Genomic DNA, 22213 nt, shown 5'->3' with positions numbered 1-22213 from the left:
ATGGATAATATTCCGTGAGCTTTTTTATTCCTTTTTAGTGAAAGTATTGATGTGCTTTCTATTCTATTTCGCTTATAGCCTTATCGAATTCGGCAATAACGCTTTCTATATCGTCTAAACCTACCGATATTCTGACAAGCCCCTTCGAAATATTTGCTTTCTTAAGTTCTGCATCAGAAAAAGAGCGATGCGATGTTTTTGCAGGGTAGGAAGTAGATGTGGAAACTCCTGCAAGACTAGGCACTAATTTGATTGTTTTTAGATTTCGTAAAAGTGAATAAACAGATTTCTCTCCTCCTTGAAGTTCGATGCTTAGCATTCCTCCAAATAAGTTGTTCTGAAAGTTCTTACGAGCAATAGAATAGGTGGGCGAAGAATCTAAACCGGGATAATAGACTTTAGTTACAAAAGGATTATTCTCGAAATACTTAGCCAGTTTTATTGCATTCTGTGAGTGTTGTTTTACCCTCAACTCTAACGTTCGTAAACTACGAACGAGCAACCAAGCATCGAAAGGGCTTAAAGTAGGGCCATATAGCAAACCTGCAGAATAAATCCGATCTATATTTTCTGTACTCGATACAACTATTCCGGCAGTAACATCACTATGCCCGCACAAATATTTTGTTGCGCTATATACCACAATATCCGCACCTAACAACAGAGGCTGACATATGATAGGGGTAGCAAAGGTATTGTCCACAATCAATTTGGCATTGAAGGAATGGGATACTTTGGCTATGTGTTGTATATCTATTGCTTCCATAGTAGGGTTCGATATTGTTTCCACATATACAGCACTGGTGTTTGGTCTGAAATATTTAGTAATATCTTCGTTTACAACATCAACGAAGCTAACTTCGATACCAAACCTTACCAATTCTGTTTTTATGAATTGGTAACTACCACCATAAAGCACACTGGCTGCAATAACGTGATCTCCCGCTTTTACCTGCGAAATAAGGCTGAGAGCGATAGCTGCCATTCCTGAGGAATAAGCTAAAGCCCTTTCTCCCTCTTCTATATTAGCCATTATCTCGGAAAGAGCATCATTTACAGGATTTCCATTACGGGTATATATATACCCGGAGGCATCGCCTTCATATACTGCATCGAGAGACTCTACATCGTCGAATGAAAAGACAGAAGTCATTACTATCGGAATAGTCTTGCTTCTGGATACTGATTCTGTATATTTCTCGCCCGAATGTATGAGTTTAGAAGCAAATGATTTCATCTCACCCGAATTGTCTGATTTTTCTGAAGTATTCTTTTCCATTATTTTGATCCGTAATTACGAATATGTACCCAATCGGAGTATTCTTCTGAGTTTGTTAATATATTTTTTTCTTTTAAATATTTTCCTTTATTCATTCCGTATATTTTGCGATCTTCTCCTATCGGACAAACTTTTATGCAGACTCCGCACGGATAGGTGTATCTCTGCTTCAATTCTGCATGATATGCAGCACATTTACGTTTGTCCATATCAGCAATTAGGTTTTTTGTTGTTGTAAATGCCGATGTTGGACAACATCTTTTACACATCAGGCATTTAACACACAGTTCTTCTTCGTACATGGAGTCTGATTCTATTTCGGCATCGGTAAAAACAGAAACGAGCCTCACTCGTGGCCCGTACTTTTTTGTAAGCAAAGTGTGATTGTAGCCAATAGTGCCAAGTCCTGCATATTTGCCTGCAAATACATGAGAAAATGCAGCTTCTGGTTTGTCTATAAGTACCGAAATATCTCCATAAGCATCGCGTGGGAAAAATACGGATTTAAAGCCTTTATTATTAAGGAATAAGGATGTTTTGTATGCAATTTCGTCCAGTAATCTATTACTTGTAGTATATAGTTCCGAATATACGACAGATGGTGTTGTGTCCAACATCGGTATAAAAATAGGTAATGCAAGTACAATAACCGTTCTGGTAAAAGGAAATACTTTTTGAGGAAAGAAACATTCAGGCATCTCATTATATTCAACCCACCTGTCTACTGAGGCAAATCCTATCAGATCAATACCATGTAATTTGGCCTGAGAGGTTAGTTGTTTTTTTAATTTTGAGCCTGTATATTTATTGGACATTTTTTACCAGCCTTTTACCGCTCCTCCTTTAAATGCTTCATTTGCGACTTTTTCTACCTCGTCTGATTGGTACGATTGTACAAATTTCTTTACTTTATCCTCATCTTTATTATCTTCGCGCGATACAATGAGATTGACGTATGGTGATTCTTTATCTTCTGCAAAAACACCATCTTTGAGTAGCAATCCCGCTTGTCCTGCAAAGTTATTGTTGATTACCGAAAGTGTTACTTTCGCATCATCCAAAACTCTGGGCAATTGAGGAGCTTCAAGTTCGAGGATCTCAAACTTCTTGGAATTTTCTACAATGTCTACCAGTCTGGGCGTTGTTACTCCATCTTTCAACTTTATAAGTCCTACTTTTTGCAGTAGTAGTAAAGCCCTGCTACTGTTTGCCAAATCGTTGGGTATGACGATAGTACTGCCATTTTTTAATTCGTCGAGTGTTTTTATCTTTTTAGAATATCCTGCCATTGGATAAACGAAAGTGTTGCCTACTACTGCAAATTTGTATCCACGGCGAGAAACCTGTTCGTCTAAGAATGGGCGTGTCTGAAAAACATTTAAGTCTATATCCTCCTGATCAAGAGAAGTGTTTGGCATTATGTAATCGTTGAACTGAATTAACTCAACCTCCAATCCATATTTCTCTTTTGCCACTTTTTTTGCAGCCTCTGCAATAACAAATTCGGGTCCTGATGCTACTCCTACTTTAATATAGTTTGGATCATTCGTTTTTTTATTTCCGCACGAAGCAAATGATATGACAAGAGTAAATGCTAAAAAGACAAGACTTAAATTTTTCATAATCATAATGTTAAAAACTTTTTGCAAGAGAGGTTATTAATCTATACTAATATATGCAGTAACAATCAACAACCTCATCCTTTTCATAAAAATAAAATCAATATAGTAATTTGCTCATAAAATTAAACTATTTAAGGTCTATAGCGTCCGGGTGAGGATAAATTTTTTCCAAAAAATATCGCATTTGTTAATATTCGGCCTGTACTAAGCCAGTAACCTCTGAATGTTGGAGACTCTCCGAATAGGACAATAGAACCTCTACCTTTGTTCTCGAATACAATGAGTGGAGCATTCTTTAGTAATTCCTGATTCTTTTTGGTCAGATATCCACTTATCTGAGGCTTATCTGTCAACTGTAGTACTGTAGCATAATTACTCTTAGGTTTCGGTAGTTTATAGTTACCTGCTTTAATAGCATAAGTGTCTCTGGAAAGGATACCAAAAGAAAGAGGATTGGTTATATCAAGGTCGGCATTGAATATAGCGCCGCCGATACGCTGAGGCCCTTCGTTCTCACGTTGCGAGTTGTAGTCGAGTCGTTTATATTCATTTTTACCACGAGCCGAAATACTGTCAGGAATAAATTCAGTAGCTATTTTATTGTCTATAGCCCATTTAGAAGCTCCTTTAGCTGTTATTAATGTACCTCCATTGGCAACCCATTGTTGTAGTTTGCTGATAAACCGAGGAGACAGAGAGTTGTAGTTACCGTCGGTAAGAATTATAGATGTGTAACGATTAAGGTCTGTTCGGTCAGCTGATGATATGTCTATTTTTGTAAGAGGTATATTAAGTCTATTTCCTAACAAGAACCATGTTTCGCCTACATCAGTCCAGTTTATTCCTTCGCCTACCAGTGTTGCTACTGTCGGTTTGTCTATTTTTCGAATATTGTTACTACCCAAATCTATACCACTGGTACTTGTTCCTGTGCTAACCCCTACAATCTTAATATCTGTAAGTGCAGCGGCTTCAGATACTATTTCATATAGTTCTGAAGAAGAGATATTCTGATATTCTACCGGAATTACGATTGCTCCTTTATTAAACTTATATACAGTTCCATTTGCCGATATTGAGAAATCTTTATATGCTGCTTTAGCAACAATTCCTTTGTCTAATAGATAATATAATGATTTAGATGCTAAATAGTCTGTGTAGTCAAATATATAAGCATAATCGGACTTTTGGCTTACTCCTCCTTTTTTTATCTGAGGGATATTTAAAATCTTGTTGCCTTGAGATACTGCTCCCTTAACTTTATCGAAAGGAATGCCGAAGCCATGTGCTGTACTCCATGCTGTAATATCCATGAAAATGCTATCTACAAAGTTGGTGTTCTCTTCAAATACAGCATTCAATATTCTGTATTGAGCCTGCGAAACAGGTATTACATATGCACTGCCGGGTTCGAATTCTTTTCCGTTTTGTGAATATTTACTTGATAATTCATAGACATCTATTTTGTGACTAAGCAGATGTTCTAAAAATAGTTTGTTAAGACTATTGTCATTCTTGTCACCGAATACTATATACTTTTCTGCATTTTTGTTTGCCAAAGTCAGCGCGCTGACAAAAAAGTCTTTTTGATGCTTTAGTAATACATCTTTTTCTGCAACAGCTGCTTTTATAGCTACAATACTGGTTACTACATTATCTTTGATATTGCGGGAGAATTTTCTGACACCTACTTCCGTCTCAATTTCTATTCCGGCCGAGCTGCCCACTTCGAGTGTTGTACCTACTCCTCCCTGAAAATCGGGATATGTAGATCCATAAATAGGTGATATGTTGTCGAAATCTTCTTTGGTGTAATAGAGAGATCCTATCTTGTCTAAAGACTGTGAGTAGTATTTTGCTAACAATGGATTCAATATATTGTATGTAGCTTCCGGAATGCTTGGGTTCCATGTGCTGCGAGGAGGTGAAGGCTCAAAATAATATGTGCTGTTACTTCCCATTTCGTGATAATCTGCATATATATTAGGATACCATTTGTGGTAAAACTCTACACGAGCTTTACTTTCTACATGCACCAAAGGAAACCAATCGCGGTTAAGATCTGTCCAAAAGTGATTTCCTCGATGTGGAGTAAAACCACCTGCATGTTCTATATCGTTAACATCGGATATGGCTGGTGTCGATTTGAATGTATTGAAATATGATGCAGCCCGGTCCCGTCCGTCAGGATTTAGGGCAGGCTCTACTAGGATAACAGTCTCTTCCAATTCTTTTAACGTTTCGGGATTTGTCGATGCTGCGAAATAATATGCAGCCAATATTGCAGCCTCTGTTCCTGCAATTTCACCCCCATGAACGTTATAGCCTAAATGTACGATAACCTTTTGATCGTTAAAACTCGAAACAGAGCTTTTAGGATCTATAAGTTTCAAGTGATTTTGACGTATACTTTCTATATTTTTCAGATTGTTAGGGCTTGTTATAGTAAGAACAATATGATCTCTGTTTTCGTAAGTTCGTCCAATAGTGTCGAGATGCGTTCTGTCAGACAATTTTTCCAATAGTTGGTAATATTCTACTACTTTATCGTATCGGGCAAGAGAAGTCCCGATCGGGAAACCGAAAAACTGTTCGGGTGTAGGAATGGCTGAATTGAATTGACTGTCTTTTCCAAAATAGTATTCATTTTGGGCAAAGGAGTTCAGTACTGCTATAATTAGCAGAAAAGTAATGATTAATTTTTTCATATTCTATTTTATTTAAAGACCCCTAAACTCAAATTGCCGTCGGAGAAAGAGGTGACGATTATATCTTATTAGAAGAAAATCTCAGGCTTGTAACCTACAAGCCTGAAATACTCTTTATTTGTTGAGTGAAAGATATTTATTATTCAATTGTTGTACTTGAGCCAGTAATACATCTTTGTTTATACGAAGAAAACCGTAATCGTGGTTGTACTTTTGTCCTTCAGTCAATACCCATTTTATAAAATCTTTAACTTCTGGGTTCGCATTTGCTGCCTTGTTTACTACCAAACCGATTCTTTGTACAGGAATCAGATCTATGTCTTCGTTTTCTATAAGTGTTAACACATCGTCTATTGTTGCACTTTCCAGTGTTGCTCTATGTTCTTTTTTTATGTCGAGAGGTAATAATTTTATGTCATTCTTCAACTGTCGCGAAGAAAGGTCGTATAGGTATGACAAACTATTGAACGAAACACCTTTACTATCTTTTTGTATTGCATTTAGGAGAAAAATGTCATCTCCGGCTATTCTTTTTCCTCTCAGATCATTGGTTGCATACCCAAAGTGAGATGCGAAAACTGTAGCTCCCGATTCTTTTTTATTTCCCGAATAGACAATAAATTTATCGGCTAGTTTAGATGGCTTGTTGTCTTCGTCAGATAACAAATCTCTTTCGAAAAATATTTCTTTTAACTTCTTTTTGTTAAACTTCTCTTTTTCAAGATTGTCTATATAAGCATAATCTTTAGAAACGATCGGTAATAAAGCGTATTGGACAATGTAAAAGACTTCTTTTCCTTGCAATACACTATCCGGTTTGTTGGTAGTAATAATTTCTATATCTGGGTTGTTCTTATTTTTTGTAGCTTCTTCTATATGTAAATCAGAATTGTTGTTTTTATATTCAGACACCCATTTCGACAATAGTGGCGAAACTAACTTTTCACTTTTTATAGATATTGTATTTTGTGCTTTTACCGAAAAAGTGATTACAGATAATAATAGTATATAGATAATTGTTTTTACAGTTTTCATAATTCAGGATTTTTTATGTATATATGATTATTGATATTGTTAGTTGGATAAACAATATCAGACTATAGATAGTAATAAAAGTTGTAAAGGGAGAGTAGTATCAACAACAATGCATTCGCATAGAAAGGAGAGTAGAGGAAAGTATAGATGCAGGGTGGGGTAGAGTGATGATGGAAATAATATAATCAGCTTCTTTTCCCTGAATAGAAGCCTGCTCTTCGGATCTTTTAGAACCAATAATAGTGTTTCTGATAATTTTCATTTTTTCAATATTCTATAAGATATATTTATAAAATTATTTTACACAAAGTTATGAATATGTAGTCCTTACGAAATACCATAATCGTGGTATTTTGTAAGGACTGTATATCTTGAATAGTTAAAAAACATCCTCATAGAGCTATGTTGACTCTTAACCTAAGTAATTGTCCAAAGCATTTTCGAGATCTGAGATTAAATCTTTGGCTTCTTCTATACCTACCGATAAACGGATGAGTGTATCGGTAATACCGATTTCCTCCCGCTCTTCTTTCGAGACAGAGGCATGTGTCATCAGAGCCGGTAGTTCTATAAGAGACTCTACACCTCCAAGGCTTTCGGCTAAGGCAAACAAATGAAGCGACTCTAAGAAATGTTTAGCATCATTGAGCTGCCCTTTTATCTCGAAAGAGATGATACCTCCCGATCCTTTCGATTGTTTTTTCGATAACTTGTACTGTGGATGGCTTTCGAGACCGGGATAAATCACCTTTGTCACTCTAGGATGATTTTCTAAGAAACGACTAATCAAAAGAGCGTTTTCCTCATGCTTTTTCATACGCAATCCGAGTGTTTTTATTCCTCTTATAGTCAGGTATGAATCGAAAGGAGAAAGAACAGCCCCAACGGCATTCTGATAATATTGCAACTTTTGATACAGATCATCGTCCGATACCATAACCGAACCACCTAGTACATCGCTGTGGCCTCCTATATATTTTGTAGAACTGTGTAAGACTACATCAGCTCCAAGACTGAGAGGGTTCTGGAAGTATGGCGAAAGAAATGTGTTGTCTACCACTAAAATCAGATTATGCCTTTTTGCTATTGAAGAAATTGCTGAAATATCGGATAGCTTTAGTAACGGATTGGTCGGAGATTCTAGCCATATCATTTTCGTATTAGGTTTTATACTCTTTTCTATACTCGACAGGTCTACAAAGTCGGCATATGAGGCTTCTATCTCGAAATCGGAAAACACTTTGTTGAACAGCCGTTTGGTTCCTCCATACAGGTCGTCCGATGCTACGATGTGGTCACCTGCTTTCAACAAGGCAATTATAACGCTTGATTCGGCAGCCAACCCGGAGCTGAACGCTAACGCATAGTTTGCATTCTCTAATGCAGCCAGCTTCTCTTCCAATGCCTTGCGGGTAGGATTCAATGAACGGGTATATTCATATCCTGCTGTTGGTTCTTCTACTTTTTCGCGTGCAAATGTTGTAGATAGGTGTATGGGGACAATGACATCGCCTGTTGCACCTTCTCTGAAATTGGGCTTTTCTCCTACGTGGATTGCTTTTGTTTCAAATCCGTATTGATTATATATATTTCCCATCTTTTTTTAATTTAACAATTAATGAGAATGAAGGACTAACTTTATTTAAAACAACTACTTATTCTATCTTTAGATAGTCTTATTTTAACTAAAAAGTAACGAAAGTAACAGATTCTGTATGTTTTTTTTATTGTTACTTTCAATATTATAAAAAAGGTATTTTCTCTATAGATAAAGTTTTAGTTTCTATTTAAATAGTCCTAGCTATTCGCACTAATAAATATTTTTAATATTGTTTTAGCTTAATGCTTTAGCTATAGCATCGTTATTTATTTTGGTGAGTATGTCTATTTTGGTAACTAATCCCATAAATACACCTTTGTCTCCTTCCAGTATAGCAACATAGCCGTCGTTGATAATGCCTATCAGCCGTTCGTAGCTTGCTGTATATGGTATGGTTATCAGTTTAGTAGTCATTATCTCCGATACCAACGTACTGCTGTTATGCCCTTCTGTATATGCTTTCAGCAGATCAGAGTCGTCTATAATTCCCACGGCTTTGCCACGCAATAAAATAGGAAGCTGAGAAATGTCATATAACTTCATTTTTTTATATACAGTGAGTAGGCTATCTGATGGTTCGGCATATATTATTGATTTGTCTTCGGTACTGCGTTGAATAAAATCTCGAAGATCGTGATACACTTCTTTTTTCTCCATCCCATTGTCGCGCAACCAATGATTATTATACATTTTCGATAGATATTTATTGCCACTGTCGCAAACAAATGTTACTACCCGTTTGGGTTCCTTTTGTTCTCTACAGTATTTGATAGCGGCAGCAAGAAGAGTCCCTGAAGATGATCCGGCAAGAACTCCTTCTTTGTTAAGAAGCTCATATACACTATCGAAACTCTCTTTGTCTGATATTGAATAAGCCTTTTTAGTTAATGAAAAGTCTGCTATTGACGGGATAAAATCTTCGCCGATACCTTCTACCAGCCACGATCCCGAATCGGAGCGAAGAATCCCTTTATTAATATAATCGGCAAGAATAGATCCATTAGGATCTGCTAAAACAAATTCAGTTTTGTCTGTTACTTTCTTGAAGAAATGTGTAAGACCTGTCAAGGTTCCCGATGAACCGACGCCGACAACAACGGCATCTACATCCTGTTCCATTTGTTCCCATATCTCCGGACCTGTTGTAGTTTCGTGTGCCAGAGGGTTAGCGGGATTTTCAAACTGATTTATATAATATGCGCCTGTGTCTTTTGCTATGCTTTGTGCCAAATCCTGATAATAATCAGGATGTCCTTTTATTACGTCTGAGCGTGTAATAATAACTTCTACTCCCAAAGCTCGGAGATGGTTTATTTTTTCCTGACTCATTTTGTCAGGAATCACCAGTTTCAGTTTATAACCCTTCATTTTTGCTATGAGAGCCAATCCCAGTCCAGTGTTACCCGCCGTTGCTTCTATTATAGTGTTTCCGGGTTTCAGTTTTCCTTCCTGTTCGGCAACGCTTATCATTGATAAACCTATGCGGTCTTTTATCGAGCCCCCCGGATTTTGGTTTTCGAGCTTGACAAACAGTCTGCACTTGCCTGTGTCTATTTTTGTTATTTCTATCATGGGCGTGTTGCCCACCATATTAAGAACATTATTTACAACATTATTTCTTCCCATAATTATTGTGTTTACTTGTGTGAAAATTTAAGTATTGGCTGCTTTTATATTCAGCCAATACTTTTTCTTTTTTTAGTATCCCGGATTCTGATCTACATCAGGATCGGATAAGATATCCGATGCCGGAAGAGGAAATAGCCAATAGTCCGTATTGGTTAAGCCTAAAACTGCTCCAACCCTTTTTGTTCTCACCAGATCGAACCAACGATGGGGTTCGAAAGCGAATTCTATACTATTTTCATTTTCTATGGCAAGTATAACTGCTTCTTTGTTGTCACTGTCAAACTTAGGAACATCAGCCCTGTCTCTCACTTCTTTCAGGTCGGATAAGGCTCCCGGTAAATCTGTTGCTGATTTTTTAGCTCTAGCCTCGGCTCTTATCAGATATAATTCTGCTATACGGATAACATAGGCCGGATCTGTACTTGTAGATACAGTATTGTACAGAACCCCATAAACAGAATTTCCGCTTCCTGCTATAAGAGACTTGCGTGTACCTCCTATATTAGGGTTGTTTAATTGGGTTACCAATGTCTCGGATGGCTTCAATGTATATTGTCCACCGACAGTACTCGGATACCATAGGTTCCAATAACTATTCTTGTCGTTAGATGTAAAAGTTAATTCAAATACCGATTCTCTGGATAAAAATGGAGAGGAAAAGAAGGTGTTGAAAGGCTTAACCAACGAATACTTGGAGCTGCCTATAACCAGAGTTGCATATTGTTCTGCCTCTGTCCATTGTTCGCGATAAAGATGAAGTCTGGCTCTTAAAGCTCTGGCTGCATTCTTTTGGGCACGGTTGCGTGTTGTTGTGTCGTCTTCAGGCAACAATTCTTCTGCTTTTATCAGGTCTTCGAGTACGCGGTCATATGTCTGTTGTAATGTGCTTCTTTTGATACCGGATAATGTACTTAGATCTTTTGTCGGGTTCTGTTGTATTTGTACACCTCCCCATCCTCTGGCTAAGTCGAAGTAAGAAAGAGCTCTGATGAAATAGGCTTCACCTAGTATTTTATTCTTTTCGGGAGTAGTAAATAGCGGGTCATTAACACTCCCTATGGCTGCAATGATAGAGTTAGCTGAGTTTATTGCAGAATAGATAGTCTGATATACGGTTACTGTACCTATATTGTCAGGAGATATCGAGTTCTGATCTAGCTGTAGATACTGGCTCAGTGTTCCATTGTACGATACATTATCTGCCGTTATAGTACCTAATGTAATATAATAACTGGAGTAATAGTTCTGAACAGAATTGTAAGCTCCTATAATAGCAGCGTTTGCTGTCTCTTTGTTTGTAATAGCTATGGTTGATGGAATTGCATTTGTCGGTGACAAATCCAAAAAGTCGTCGCATGCTACCTGAAATAAAGATAATGATACTGCAAATGTGAGAATTAAATTACTATATAATTTTTTCATTGCTTTTGTTTTTTATTGTAGTAAATACTGACTCCTTTAGAATATTGCATTTAGTGTAAGTTGAACAGTCCTTGGTTGAGGTACTGTAGCCCAGTCGTAACCGTAGGTGTTTTGGCTACTACTTTGTGCATTAACTTCTGGATCGAGTCCTTTATATTTTGTGATAGTAAAGAGATTGGTAACCGATACCGTTGCTCTGAGTTTACTCAGATGAAGACTGTTTGTTACCGACTTCGGTAAATTGTAGCTCAGTGCTATATTTTTCAGACGGACGAAAGATCCGTCGCTCAGGTATCTACTGCTCATATTTGCTACATTACCTCCATAGTTATTTGCAGCACCTCCATTTATTGTGGGGTCTCCACTATAGGTTGTCAGACGTGGTATGTCTGTAATATCACCGGGCTTTTGCCATCTTTCCAGCTGGCGAGGTATAAAGCCTATATTATTCTGTGTGCCGCCATGTACCAGAAAGAAATCGTGCATACTCAATATTTTGTTTCCTTGCTGAAAGTATAGGAAAACATTCAGAGAAAAATCTTTGTATGATATTTCGTTAGTGAGACCTCCTGTATAGTTAGGCAAAGCGTTACCTACTATTTGCCTGTCTGCAGAAGTGATGAATCCATCTTTGTTTACGTCTTCATATACAGCATTTCCTGTTTCGGGATCTACGTATAGTTGTTTATACAGATAAAATGAATTTACCGAATATCCTTCCCGTAAAATGGAGGCATTACGACCTGATGCTCCTAAAGTAATGTCTGAAGCTAATTTCTCTATCTTATTTTTGTTCCATGATATGTTAAACTCGGTATTCCATCTGAAATCTTTTGTTTTAATATTTGTTGAACTTATTGCGAGCTCCACTCCACTGTTTCTTACAGCACCATAGTTTTGCAGAAAGGAAGTAAATCCGGAACGATATGGGACAGGTACATTAAGAAGAAGATCGTATGTGTACTTATTGTAATAGTCGAAACTGAAACTTAAAGCATTTTTAAGTATTGCAAAGTCGAAACCCAAATCGAGTTGACGAGTCGTTTCCCATGTGAGGTCGGGATTGGCCAACTGAGAAGGAGCAGTTCCTGCAGTTTCTATATAGTTGGCTCCTGCTGACCACAGACCTAAAGCAGCATAAGAGCCTATACCGTTTTGATTTCCTGAATATCCAAAACTACCTCTAAATTTAAGCGCATCGAAGAAGTGAGTGTCTTTAATGAAAGTTTCTTCTCCTGCATCCCACGTAAGACCAAGCGATGGAAAATATCCCCAACGGTTATTCTTTCCAAACTTGGAAGAACCATCAGCTCTTATGCTTCCGTCTACTGTATATTTATGGTTGAAGGTATAACTGGCTTTACCGAAGAATGAAACCAGCCGACTTTCCGATTTCGATGCCGATCCGGATTTAGTAGAGGCTACAGATATGTCTTTTAAATCGTTAGTAGCAAACCCCTGTCCCGAAGCACTTGTATATTCTTCCTGAACGGCATTTATCGTATTTCCTAATAGGACGTTGAGTGCGTGTTTTTCTTTAAACACTTTATTATAAGTCAGTAATTGTTCAGCGGTATATACAACGTTTTTTGCCTTGTATGATGTTGCAGATCCTTTGGTGGCAATACCTGCACTGACAAACGTATCTGCATAATTGTTTTCTGTAAGGTCTGTATTGTCAAGACTCCAGCTAGACCTGAATTTGAGATCTTTCAGCAGATTGTATTCCAGAAATACATTGCCAATCGTTCTCCATGTTACAGCATTGTTGTCTAAGTGATCTATAAGAGCTAAATGATTATCAAAGCTTCCATATCTGGCATAACTACCGTCTTCGTTGAATACAGGCAGGTAGGAGCGTACAAATATAGCAGAGTTGATGACTCCTTTCGGATTGTTATCGTTACTACTTACATTACGGTACACTTTACTTATATTGATGCTGGTTCCTATTTTCAACTTACTTGTCAGATTATTGTCATAATTTAATCTGCCAGAATAACGCTCAAAATCGGAAGGTTTCACTATAGATTCTTGCTTTGTATATCCCAATCCCACATAATATGTACTATTTGTGTTTCCTCCTTGTGCCGAAACTTCGTAGTTGGATAAAGATGCGGTTCGGAACAAATCACTGTTGCGGTCGTAAGTAGGTACAACAGACAGATCAGGAAAAGGTAATGTTACAGTTGACGGATCTAATCCTCTGTCTATTGCTGTATTATATACAGCCTCGTTTGCCAGCTGAGCTGTTTCAGGACCGGTAGTTGATTTGAATTTTTTTATTGCACTAGCCCATCCATGAGACAGAGTTAGAGATATTTTGGCTTTACTATCTAATTTCCCTCTTTTTGTTGTGATTATAACAACGCCATTTGCACCTAACGAACCGTAAATTGCAGTAGCGTTGGCATCTTTAAGTACAGTTATGTTTTCTATATCGGAAGGATTTATATCAGATAGAGGGTTCGATTGGGTTTGTCCGCCCATGCCTGTCGATATAAGATTACTATTGCTTATAAATACTCCGTCGATGATATAAAGTGGGTCTACTCCTGCATTGATAGAGTTGCTACCTCTTACCCGAAAGGTAACACCTCCACCCGGAACTCCTGTATTTGATGATATTTGTACACCGGGAGCTTTTCCTTGTAGTAATTGGTCGAAGCCGGAAGCAGCTGTTTCTTTTAGTGCATCCGACAAGTTGATAGATGTAATAGCTCCACTAACAGATCTGCGTTGCTGACTGGTGTAGCCCGTTACGACTATTTCGTCGAGGAAGTTGAAGTTTTCACTTAATGTGACAATAATAGGTTCCTCGGCTTCGTAAACATCTATTTCTTGAGACTTATACCCGACCAGGCTAATGGACAGGGTGACAGGCAGGGCTTTTGATGTTTGAAAAGTAAAAGCTCCATTTACATCTGTCAGCACTCCATTTGTTGTCGATTTCAGTACAATAGATGCTCCGATAACGGGCCCTTTGGTTGTTGCATCTATTACCTTTCCTTTTATAACTGTTTGGGCAGATACTCCGGAAGCAAAGAGCAATAATCCTAAAAATATATAAATGTGCTTTTTAACACATACGGATTTGTAATTGTTTACAAATAAATTAAATATATTTGTCATATTCTATTTTATATTGAACACTTCCAAAACCAAATGCCGTCGGAGGAGGAAGTGTTTATTTTTATTTAAATCACACTTTCTTTGATATATAATTATATTTTCCTGAGAATATTACATATGTAATGTAATACAGGATTGACCATCGGTGAGATTTTTCTCTGCCGATCTTGTCTAGATCGATATGTTGATAAGAAATAAGAGGAGGGTTAACAACAACACATTCGTGTTGAGAAAAGGGGAGAGAATAGGAAAGAGTTTGAGAAAGACAGCTTATTGTTGTCACTAGACTGGGCATCTGTGTGTAACGAATCGCTTCGTAGAGAAAATTTATCTCTGACGAAAGAGAGAGTCCTTAAGAGATTTTTCATAATCATTTTTCTTATTTTAGTTTAACTTGTATAACAAATGCAAAAATAGAATGCTTTTATTTAACTATAAATACCACAGATGCGGTATTTATAGTTAAATGATTATAGATAAATTTGCATTATGAATTGGATCGCTGAATAAGGGAAGTCCAGTATTTAGCAAAAAAACCGTATATATTTAGAATACAATACAATTAGATGATAGAACTGAAGAATATAACAAAAGACTTTTCTGAAAAAGGTACTTCTGTTATCGCCTTAACCAATATATCGCTAGTAATACCCGAAGGTAAAATATTTGGTATAATAGGAGAGTCGGGTGCTGGAAAAAGCACGTTGATACGATGTGTGAACTTGCTCGAACGTCCTACTTCCGGAGAAGTGTTTGTAGATGGTAAGAATATGACAAATATGTCTCCATCTGCGTTGACAGCGGCACGTCGTAATATTGGAATGATCTTTCAGCATTTCAATCTGCTGAATTCGGCTACTGTTTTCGACAATATAGCATTTCCTCTCAAATTGAGTAAAATGCCAAAAAGCCTGATTAAAGAACGAGTTCTGGAACTATTGAAGTTAGTGGGATTGGAGAGCAAAATAAACGATTATCCTGCAAAATTATCCGGAGGGCAAAAACAGCGTGTTGCCATAGCTCGCGCATTGGCTAATAACCCTAAAATATTGCTGTGCGATGAGGCAACAAGTGCTCTTGATCCGGCAACAACCTATTCGATACTTTCTTTGCTGAAAAGTATTAATAAGAAAATGAATATCACCATACTTCTTATTACTCACGAAATGGAAGTAGTGAAAACGATCTGTGACGATGTTGCTATTCTTAATGAGGGAAAGTTGATAGAGCAAGGTTCTATTGCCGAGATATTTTCTCATCCTAAACATGAGCTTACCAAACATTTTATAGACTCCTCGGTAAAAATACATGTGCCTTCAGATTATGAAGACCGATTGTCCGAAAGTTATTCGGAAAACAAACACTCGTTGATAAGACTGGATATTTCGGGGCAGTCGGAAGCAGATGCAGTTCTTTCTGATATAGCAAAACTGTATGAAGTGAAGAGCAATATTGTGTGTGCTCAGATGGATCGTATTGGAGGAATAAAATTTGGAGTGATGCTAATTGAGCTTGTAGGACAACATGAAAAAGAGGTTTTAGCGGTTCAGTATTTGAAAAGTAAAAATATTAAAATAACTATTTTAGGATATGTCTAAAGATATAATCTCACTATTATTAACAGGTACGTGGGAAACGATAATAATGACTTTTGTTTCCGGCTTTTTCAGCTTTGTTATCGGTTTGCCGTTAGGCGTACTGTTGTATATAACAAGAAAGGGACAGATCAGAGAAAATCTAGTGCTTAATAGTATTCTCGCTGCTATTGTAAATATATTCAGGGCCATTCCTTTTATTATACTCATCGTATGGATGATTCCTTTTACCAGAATGCTTGTGGGTACATCTATAGGAGTATCGGCAGCACTGGTTCCGTTGAGCATAGGGGCTGCTCCATTTGTTGCCCGGATGATAGAAAACAGTTTGCTCGAAGTTCCTGGAGGGCTTATCGAAGCCTCACGTGCTATGGGTGCAACTCCTTTTCAGATTGTGAGAAAAGTATTGCTGCCGGAGGCTTTACCTTCCATTGTCAATTGTGCATCTATAACCCTTATTACTCTAGTGGGATATTCTGCTATGGGAGGAGCTGTAGGTGCAGGAGGGCTTGGACAGATCGGCTATCAATACGGATATGTTGGCTACGATATGGAAATAATGAATATCGTATTGATTCTATTAGTTATATTAGTTTTTGTTATTCAGTATATAGGGAATTTTATTTCAAAGAGGTTTGATCATAAGTAATTCTATTATATTTTTTAGAAATAAAAAGAGACAGTCAATATCTGACTGTCTCTTTTTTATATAGATTACATAACCTAATTACAGACTATTCATATTTCTTTTAATGAAGTTATTTAGAGCTTCTCCTTTCAACATACCATTCGAAAGCAAAGCTAGGTCAACCAACTGACGAATATTAGAGTTTTCTCCGGCATATGCGTCTATGTTTTCCTTATCTTTATCTTCTATGTCTGATATTATCTTCTTGACAAGAGGATGTTCAACATTCAATACCAAATTATAGTTGTTCGGCATTTCTCCATAAAAGCCCATTCCCGTTTGCATTGCAGACATCTCTTTCATACGGCGCATAAACTCATTCTGAGTAATCTGTATAGGCTGATCTTTTTCGCTCAAGGCCTTGTAGTCTACTGTGAATTCTGTTTTGTCTATCTTTGGTAATTGAGATTTGAAAGCTTCGCTTAAATTCTCCTTTTGTTTATCGGACAATGCTACCTCTTTCGAATCTTCTTTCTGTATAAGATTGTCGATAGTGTCACTGTCTACACGTACAAAACGGCTTTTCTCAAACTTTTGTTCCAGCATTCCTGCCATGTGTACATCTAGTTGTCCATCGAAAAGAATAACATCATATCCTTTATCTCTAGCTGTATTTATATAAGAAAACTGTTCTTCTCTATTGTTGGCATACAGATATACAAGATTTCCGTCTTTGTCTGTCTGATTGGCAGATATGAGAGTTTTGTATTCTTCAAAAGTGAATGCTTTATTATCAGAATTCTTTAATAAACAGAATTTTCGGGCTCTCTCGTAAAATTTCTCATCTGTAAGCATACCATATTCGATGAAAAGCTTCAAGTTATCCCATTTTTCTTCAAACTGGGTACGGTCTGCTTTGAATATTTCTTCCAATCTGTCGGCTACTTTCTTTGTAATGTGGTTCGATATTTTTTTTACATTCTGATCGCTTTGCAGATAAGAACGAGATACATTTAATGGAATATCAGGTGAGTCGAGTACTCCGTGCATTAATGTCAAAAATTCGGGAACAATACCTTCTACAGAGTCTGTTACAAATACCTGATTGCTATATAGCTGTATTTTATTTCTGTTGAGGTCTACATTACTTTTTACCTGAGGGAAATAAAGTATACCTGTCAATTTGAAGGGATAGTCCACGTTCAGGTGTATCCAAAACATAGGTTCGTCAGAGAAAGGGTATAGATCCTGATAGAATTTTTTATAATCTTCATCTTTCAGTTCAGCAGGCTTCCTTGTCCATAGAGGATTAGTGTCATTTATAATGTTGTCTTCGTCAGTTTCTTCAGATTTACCATCTTTCCATTCTGTCTTTTTTCCAAAAACAATCGGTACTGGAAGAAAACGACAATATTTCTTCAAAAGTTTTTCTATTTCCACCTTTTCAAGAAAGTTTTTATTCTCTTCGTCAATATATAATATAATATCTGTTCCTCTTTCTTCTTTGGTTGTTGGTTCCAGCGAGTATTCTGGAGATCCGTCGCAACTCCATTTTACAGCTTCTGATCCTTCTTTGAACGATTTTGTTATTATTTCTACTTTCTTAGATACCATGAATGAAGAATAAAAACCAAGACCGAAATGACCAATTATAGAATTGGCATCATTCTTATATTTATCAAGGAATTCGTTTGCTGAAGAAAAAGCTATTTGATTGATATATTTATCAATTTCTTCGCTTGTCATACCAATACCCTTATCAGATATTGTTATTGTACCATTTTCTTTATCCAGTTTAACACATACAGAAACATTACCCAATTCGCCTTTGAATTCACCTAACGAAGCATAAGTTTTTAGCTTTTGAGTTGCATCTACTGCATTTGAGACTAATTCTCTGAGGAAAATTTCGTGATCACTATACAAAAATTTCTTAATAATGGGGAAAATATTCTCAGTAGTTACCCCTATTGTTCCTTTTTTTTCCATATTTCTTTGTTTTTTAAATATATATTTACTTATTTTGTAGTAGACAGAGCAAAATAGATGCCAAAATGGTTGCTTATGCCAATTTGACGTGGATCCTTAAGACAATTTTTCTTCATTTATTTAGATAGATATTATTTATAAGCTATATAGCTTTTTTTCATTACTGTAAATTATTGATAATTAATTGTTTGAAAAATAGATAAAAAATATTTAACATTTTTATTCCTCTGATTAGTTTCTTTTTAACTTTAATAGTAAAAACTCTCTACCTTTGATGTAGGCGCTTAAGGATAATAAATATAAAACGACATTATGAACCTTTGGCATTGTAAACATAGCCAAATTTTAACAACTATAAGAGATGACAGCACTAGAAAAAAATAAAGTATTCGAAGACAAGTTGATAGACTTGCAGAATAATATGATGAATTTTGCATTAACTCTCACATCAAATAGGGAAGAAGCTAAAGATCTTTTGCAGGAAACTACATTAAGAGCACTTGATAATAAAGAAAAATATTACGAAAATGTTAATTTCAAAGGATGGGTGTTTACTATAATGCACAACATATTTGTTAATAACTATCGTCGTGTTGTTCGTAGTCAGACAATGATAGACCAGACTGAAAATCTTTATCACCTAAATATGCCTCAGGATTCGGGTTTCGATACTCCTGAAGGAGCTTATACTGTGGCAGAGATAGTGAAAGTTATAAATAGTTTTTCTGATGAATATAAAGTGCCTTTCAGTATGCATGTTTCCGGTTTCAAATATGAAGAAATTGCTCAGCAGCTGAAATTGCCTATCGGTACAGTAAAGAGTCGTATTTTCTTTGCAAGAAAACGTCTTCAGGAGCTTCTTGCCGACTATAAATATCAGGATAGAGAATAAGATATATTATATATAAAAGAAGAGGGTTNNAACCCTCTTCTTTTATATATGTTTAATTTTAAGTCATATAATGAATTTCTATGACATAATAGATTTTATGAATTAAATTTGCTAAATTTGTCTCACAAAAATATAGATATAAATAATAAGAATAATAAGTATGCATAACTGGTTTGAATGCAAAGTGAGCTATGAGAAAATGCTTGAAAATGGGATGCAAAAGAAGGTTACAGAACCTTACTTGGTAGATGCACTTTCCTTTACCGAAGCCGAAGCTCGTATAATAGAAGAAATTAAACCTTATATAACCGGAGAGTTTACTATTGCCGATATTAAACGTGCAAAACTGTCCGAATTGTTTTTTAATGACAATGGCGATCGCTTTTTTAAGGCTAAAGTAATGTTTGTTACTCTTGACGAAAAAAGCGGTACTGAAAAGAAAACTGCCGCTCAGATGCTGGCGCAGGCTTCGGATATTAAAGAAGCTTTAAAAGTTGTAGAGAAAGGTATGGAAGGTACTTTAGCAGATTATGTTATCGCTTCTTTGGCCGAAACGACTATTATGGATGTTTTTCCTTATTCCGAGGATCAGAAGAAAAAAGTAATTTTAGTATAAGTAGTAGTAAATGAGTGTATCAGATAATATTTTATCTATTAAAAATGATATACCGGATCATGTAAAATTAGTTGCTGTTTCTAAATTTCATCCGGCAGATGTTGTACAACAAGCATATAGTGTTGGGCAACGAATTTTCGGTGAGAGTAGAATGCAGGAGCTAGAGAAGAAATACACAGCTTTACCTAAAGATATAGAATGGCACTTTATCGGCCATCTGCAAACAAATAAAGTAAGGACAATAGCCCCTTATATACATACAATTCATAGTGTGGATAGTTGGAAACTATTGTCGGAAATAGATAAACAGGCATCGGCAGTAGGTCGTAGTATTTGCTGTTTACTGGAAGTGCATATTGCACAAGAGGAATCAAAGTATGGATTGTCATATGATGAGTGCATACGCTTTCTCTCTGAAGGCTTATGGAAAGACTGTAAACATGCTTATATTGGTGGCTTGATGGGAATGGCTACATATACTGATGATAAAGATCAGATAAGATCTGAATTTAAAGGTCTGAAATTATTCTTTGATGAGATAAAAGACAGTTATTTTCCCGAAGACTCCCGGTTTTCAGAATTATCTATAGGGATGTCCGGGGATTATTTAATTGCAATAGAAGAAGGAGCTACGATGATTAGAGTTGGCTCGTCTATATTTGGAGAACGGGAGTATTAACACTAAAATATATAATGTATGAATATACAACAGTTGGAATATATTATTGCAGTGGATAACCATCGCCATTTTGCAAAAGCAGCTGAAGCCTCTTTTGTTACTCAGCCTACATTGAGTATGATGATACAAAAGTTGGAGGATGAGTTGGGAGTAAAGATATTCGATAGAAGCCAGCTGCCTGTTCAACCCACAGTGATAGGTACACAGATTATAAATCAAGCTCGTGTTATCGTATCTCAGGTAAAACAGATAAAAGAAATCATACAGGAAGAAAAAGGTATTGTCCAAGGTGTTTTCAAGTTAGGAATTATACCTACAATTGCTCCTTACCTTTTACCAAAATTGATGAAGATGCATGACGATAATGGTTATGATATTGTTTTGGTAATAGAAGAAACAACTACCGGTCAGATAATAGAGAAACTTCTCAATGGAGCACTCGATGGGGCTATACTAGCTACTCCTCTTAAGAATGAGAAAATAACAGAACATCCCATATATTACGAACGCTTCTACGCATATGTTTCTCCTCGTGAGACTTCTTTATATGCAAAAAAAGAGTTGGATGAAGAAGACCTGAATATAAATCGCTTATGGCTTTTGGAAGAGGTACATTGCTTCCGTGGTCAGATATTGCGCATCTGTAATATGCGTAAGAGAAAAAGCTCTCATTCGTTGTTCTCGTACGAAGCGGGTAGTATCAATACTCTTATAAATATTGTGGATAACAATAGTGGGCTTACTATAATACCCGAGATGGCTATTGAAGAATTGAGCGAGAAACAAAAACGGAATGTGAGACCTCTTAGAGATATTTCTCCTGTGCGCGAGATAAGCCTTGTTACCCGTCGTGAATTTCTTCGCGAAAGAGTTTTAGATATTATTATATCCGAAGTAAAACAATCGGTGCCAAAAGAATTATTGAATCCGGAGTTGAAAAAGTTTATAGTAGATTTTTAACATACAATGATATATGAGAAAGGCTTTGGTATTTTTACCTGAGCCTTTTTATTTGAGAAGAACTTTATGAATTACGATAATAACCGGAGATATACACAGAAAAGCAATACAGGTTTTTGGATAATAGCTTTATTAACTATTACCTTATGTGCATATATGATTTATAGTCATTTCGTAGAATTTTCAGAATCCGCAATATTTAAAGTTGTGGAAACTTACTCTTATGGTGCACCTGTAGATTATAGATCAATGATTTCCGGTGCTATTTTTGATTTTGTCTGTGGATTTCTCTACATAATATCGTTACTTGTAGCTATTTACTCCATTTTGAGGAAAGATATCAAAATACTGAGTATTTCTTTTTTTGCCACATTGATACTCACTTTGACTGTATTTGTTATCAACGAAATGTTGCTTTATATCTAGT

General features: G+C 36.4%; 18 protein-coding genes. 7 read left to right on the top strand and 11 right to left on the bottom strand.

The window, feature by feature from the left end; translation table 11 throughout:
• Positions 1–58: 58 nt before the first annotated feature.
• The 10 genes from BGC7_RS11685 to BGC7_RS11645 form a co-directional block, all read right to left on the bottom strand.
• Positions 59–1279, bottom strand: a complete 1221-nt coding sequence (locus BGC7_RS11685) for a trans-sulfuration enzyme family protein (RefSeq protein WP_199318965.1) — start codon at positions 1277–1279, stop codon at positions 59–61.
• Complete coding sequence (locus BGC7_RS11680) at positions 1279–2094, bottom strand: epoxyqueuosine reductase (protein WP_050701765.1); 816 nt, start codon at positions 2092–2094, stop codon at positions 1279–1281. The genes BGC7_RS11685 and BGC7_RS11680 overlap by 1 nt, the downstream gene beginning before the upstream one ends.
• 3 nt (positions 2095–2097) lie before the next feature.
• A complete protein-coding gene (gene metQ, locus BGC7_RS11675; protein ID WP_050701764.1) occupies positions 2098–2901 on the bottom strand; it encodes a methionine ABC transporter substrate-binding lipoprotein MetQ in 804 nt (267 codons plus the stop codon).
• Between the two features lie 131 nt (positions 2902–3032).
• Positions 3033–5609, bottom strand: a complete 2577-nt coding sequence (locus BGC7_RS11670; protein ID WP_050701763.1) for a M14 family zinc carboxypeptidase — start codon at positions 5607–5609, stop codon at positions 3033–3035.
• A 114-nt stretch (positions 5610–5723) separates the two neighbouring features.
• Complete coding sequence (locus BGC7_RS11665) at positions 5724–6644, bottom strand: hypothetical protein (protein WP_050701762.1); 921 nt, start codon at positions 6642–6644, stop codon at positions 5724–5726.
• A gap of 100 nt (positions 6645–6744) precedes the next feature.
• Positions 6745–6906, bottom strand: coding sequence for a hypothetical protein (locus tag BGC7_RS17885; RefSeq protein ID WP_157258705.1), 162 nt, complete (start codon positions 6904–6906; stop codon positions 6745–6747).
• Between the two features lie 150 nt (positions 6907–7056).
• Complete coding sequence (locus BGC7_RS11660; protein WP_050701761.1) at positions 7057–8241, bottom strand: cystathionine gamma-synthase; 1185 nt, start codon at positions 8239–8241, stop codon at positions 7057–7059.
• A 237-nt stretch (positions 8242–8478) separates the two neighbouring features.
• The gene (locus tag BGC7_RS11655; RefSeq protein WP_050701760.1) at positions 8479–9870 is read right to left on the bottom strand and encodes a pyridoxal-phosphate dependent enzyme; all 1392 of its coding nucleotides are present in this window, start codon (positions 9868–9870) and stop codon (positions 8479–8481) included.
• Positions 9871–9942: 72 nt separating this feature from the next.
• On the bottom strand, positions 9943–11295 hold the full coding sequence (locus BGC7_RS11650) for a RagB/SusD family nutrient uptake outer membrane protein (RefSeq protein ID WP_050701759.1): 1353 nt from the start codon (positions 11293–11295) through the stop codon (positions 9943–9945).
• Between the two features lie 36 nt (positions 11296–11331).
• Entirely contained in the window at positions 11332–14427 is a 3096-nt protein-coding gene (locus tag BGC7_RS11645; protein ID WP_050701758.1) for a SusC/RagA family TonB-linked outer membrane protein, read from the bottom strand.
• Between the two features lie 566 nt (positions 14428–14993).
• Here BGC7_RS11645 and BGC7_RS11640 point away from each other — a divergent pair.
• The gene (locus tag BGC7_RS11640; protein ID WP_050701757.1) at positions 14994–16025 is read left to right on the top strand and encodes a methionine ABC transporter ATP-binding protein; all 1032 of its coding nucleotides are present in this window, start codon (positions 14994–14996) and stop codon (positions 16023–16025) included.
• Positions 16018–16671 carry a methionine ABC transporter permease MetI gene (gene metI / locus BGC7_RS11635; RefSeq protein WP_050701756.1) on the top strand — a complete coding sequence of 218 codons (654 nt, stop codon included), beginning with the start codon at positions 16018–16020 and terminating at the stop codon, positions 16669–16671. Before BGC7_RS11640 ends, metI begins: the two co-directional genes overlap by 8 nt.
• Positions 16672–16749: 78 nt before the next feature.
• Here metI and htpG read toward each other — a convergent pair whose 3' ends face one another.
• Positions 16750–18639, bottom strand: coding sequence for a molecular chaperone HtpG (gene htpG / locus BGC7_RS11630; protein ID WP_050701755.1), 1890 nt, complete (start codon positions 18637–18639; stop codon positions 16750–16752).
• A 361-nt stretch (positions 18640–19000) separates the two neighbouring features.
• Between htpG and BGC7_RS11625 the strand changes: the two genes are divergently transcribed.
• From BGC7_RS11625 to BGC7_RS11605, 5 genes are all read left to right on the top strand, one after another.
• Positions 19001–19531 (top strand): RNA polymerase sigma factor, encoded by a 531-nt coding sequence (locus BGC7_RS11625; protein WP_050701754.1) that lies wholly within the window; start codon positions 19001–19003, stop codon positions 19529–19531.
• A 160-nt stretch (positions 19532–19691) separates the two neighbouring features.
• Positions 19692–20147, top strand: coding sequence for a DUF4494 domain-containing protein (locus BGC7_RS11620; protein WP_050701753.1), 456 nt, complete (start codon positions 19692–19694; stop codon positions 20145–20147).
• 10 nt (positions 20148–20157) lie between these two features.
• Complete coding sequence (locus BGC7_RS11615) at positions 20158–20826, top strand: YggS family pyridoxal phosphate-dependent enzyme (RefSeq protein ID WP_050701752.1); 669 nt, start codon at positions 20158–20160, stop codon at positions 20824–20826.
• 18 nt (positions 20827–20844) lie between these two features.
• Positions 20845–21786 (top strand): hydrogen peroxide-inducible genes activator, encoded by a 942-nt coding sequence (locus BGC7_RS11610; protein WP_050701751.1) that lies wholly within the window; start codon positions 20845–20847, stop codon positions 21784–21786.
• A gap of 66 nt (positions 21787–21852) precedes the next feature.
• Positions 21853–22212 (top strand): hypothetical protein, encoded by a 360-nt coding sequence (locus BGC7_RS11605; RefSeq protein ID WP_050701750.1) that lies wholly within the window; start codon positions 21853–21855, stop codon positions 22210–22212.
• The last annotated feature ends 1 nt before the right edge of the window (position 22213 follow it).

Origin of the sequence: Dysgonomonas sp. BGC7, assembly GCF_001261735.1 — a bacterium.
In the GTDB taxonomy this organism is placed as follows: domain Bacteria; phylum Bacteroidota; class Bacteroidia; order Bacteroidales; family Dysgonomonadaceae; genus Dysgonomonas.
The sequence above is the reverse complement of the archived record's forward strand: the minus strand, read 5'-3'. Positions and strand labels throughout refer to the sequence as shown.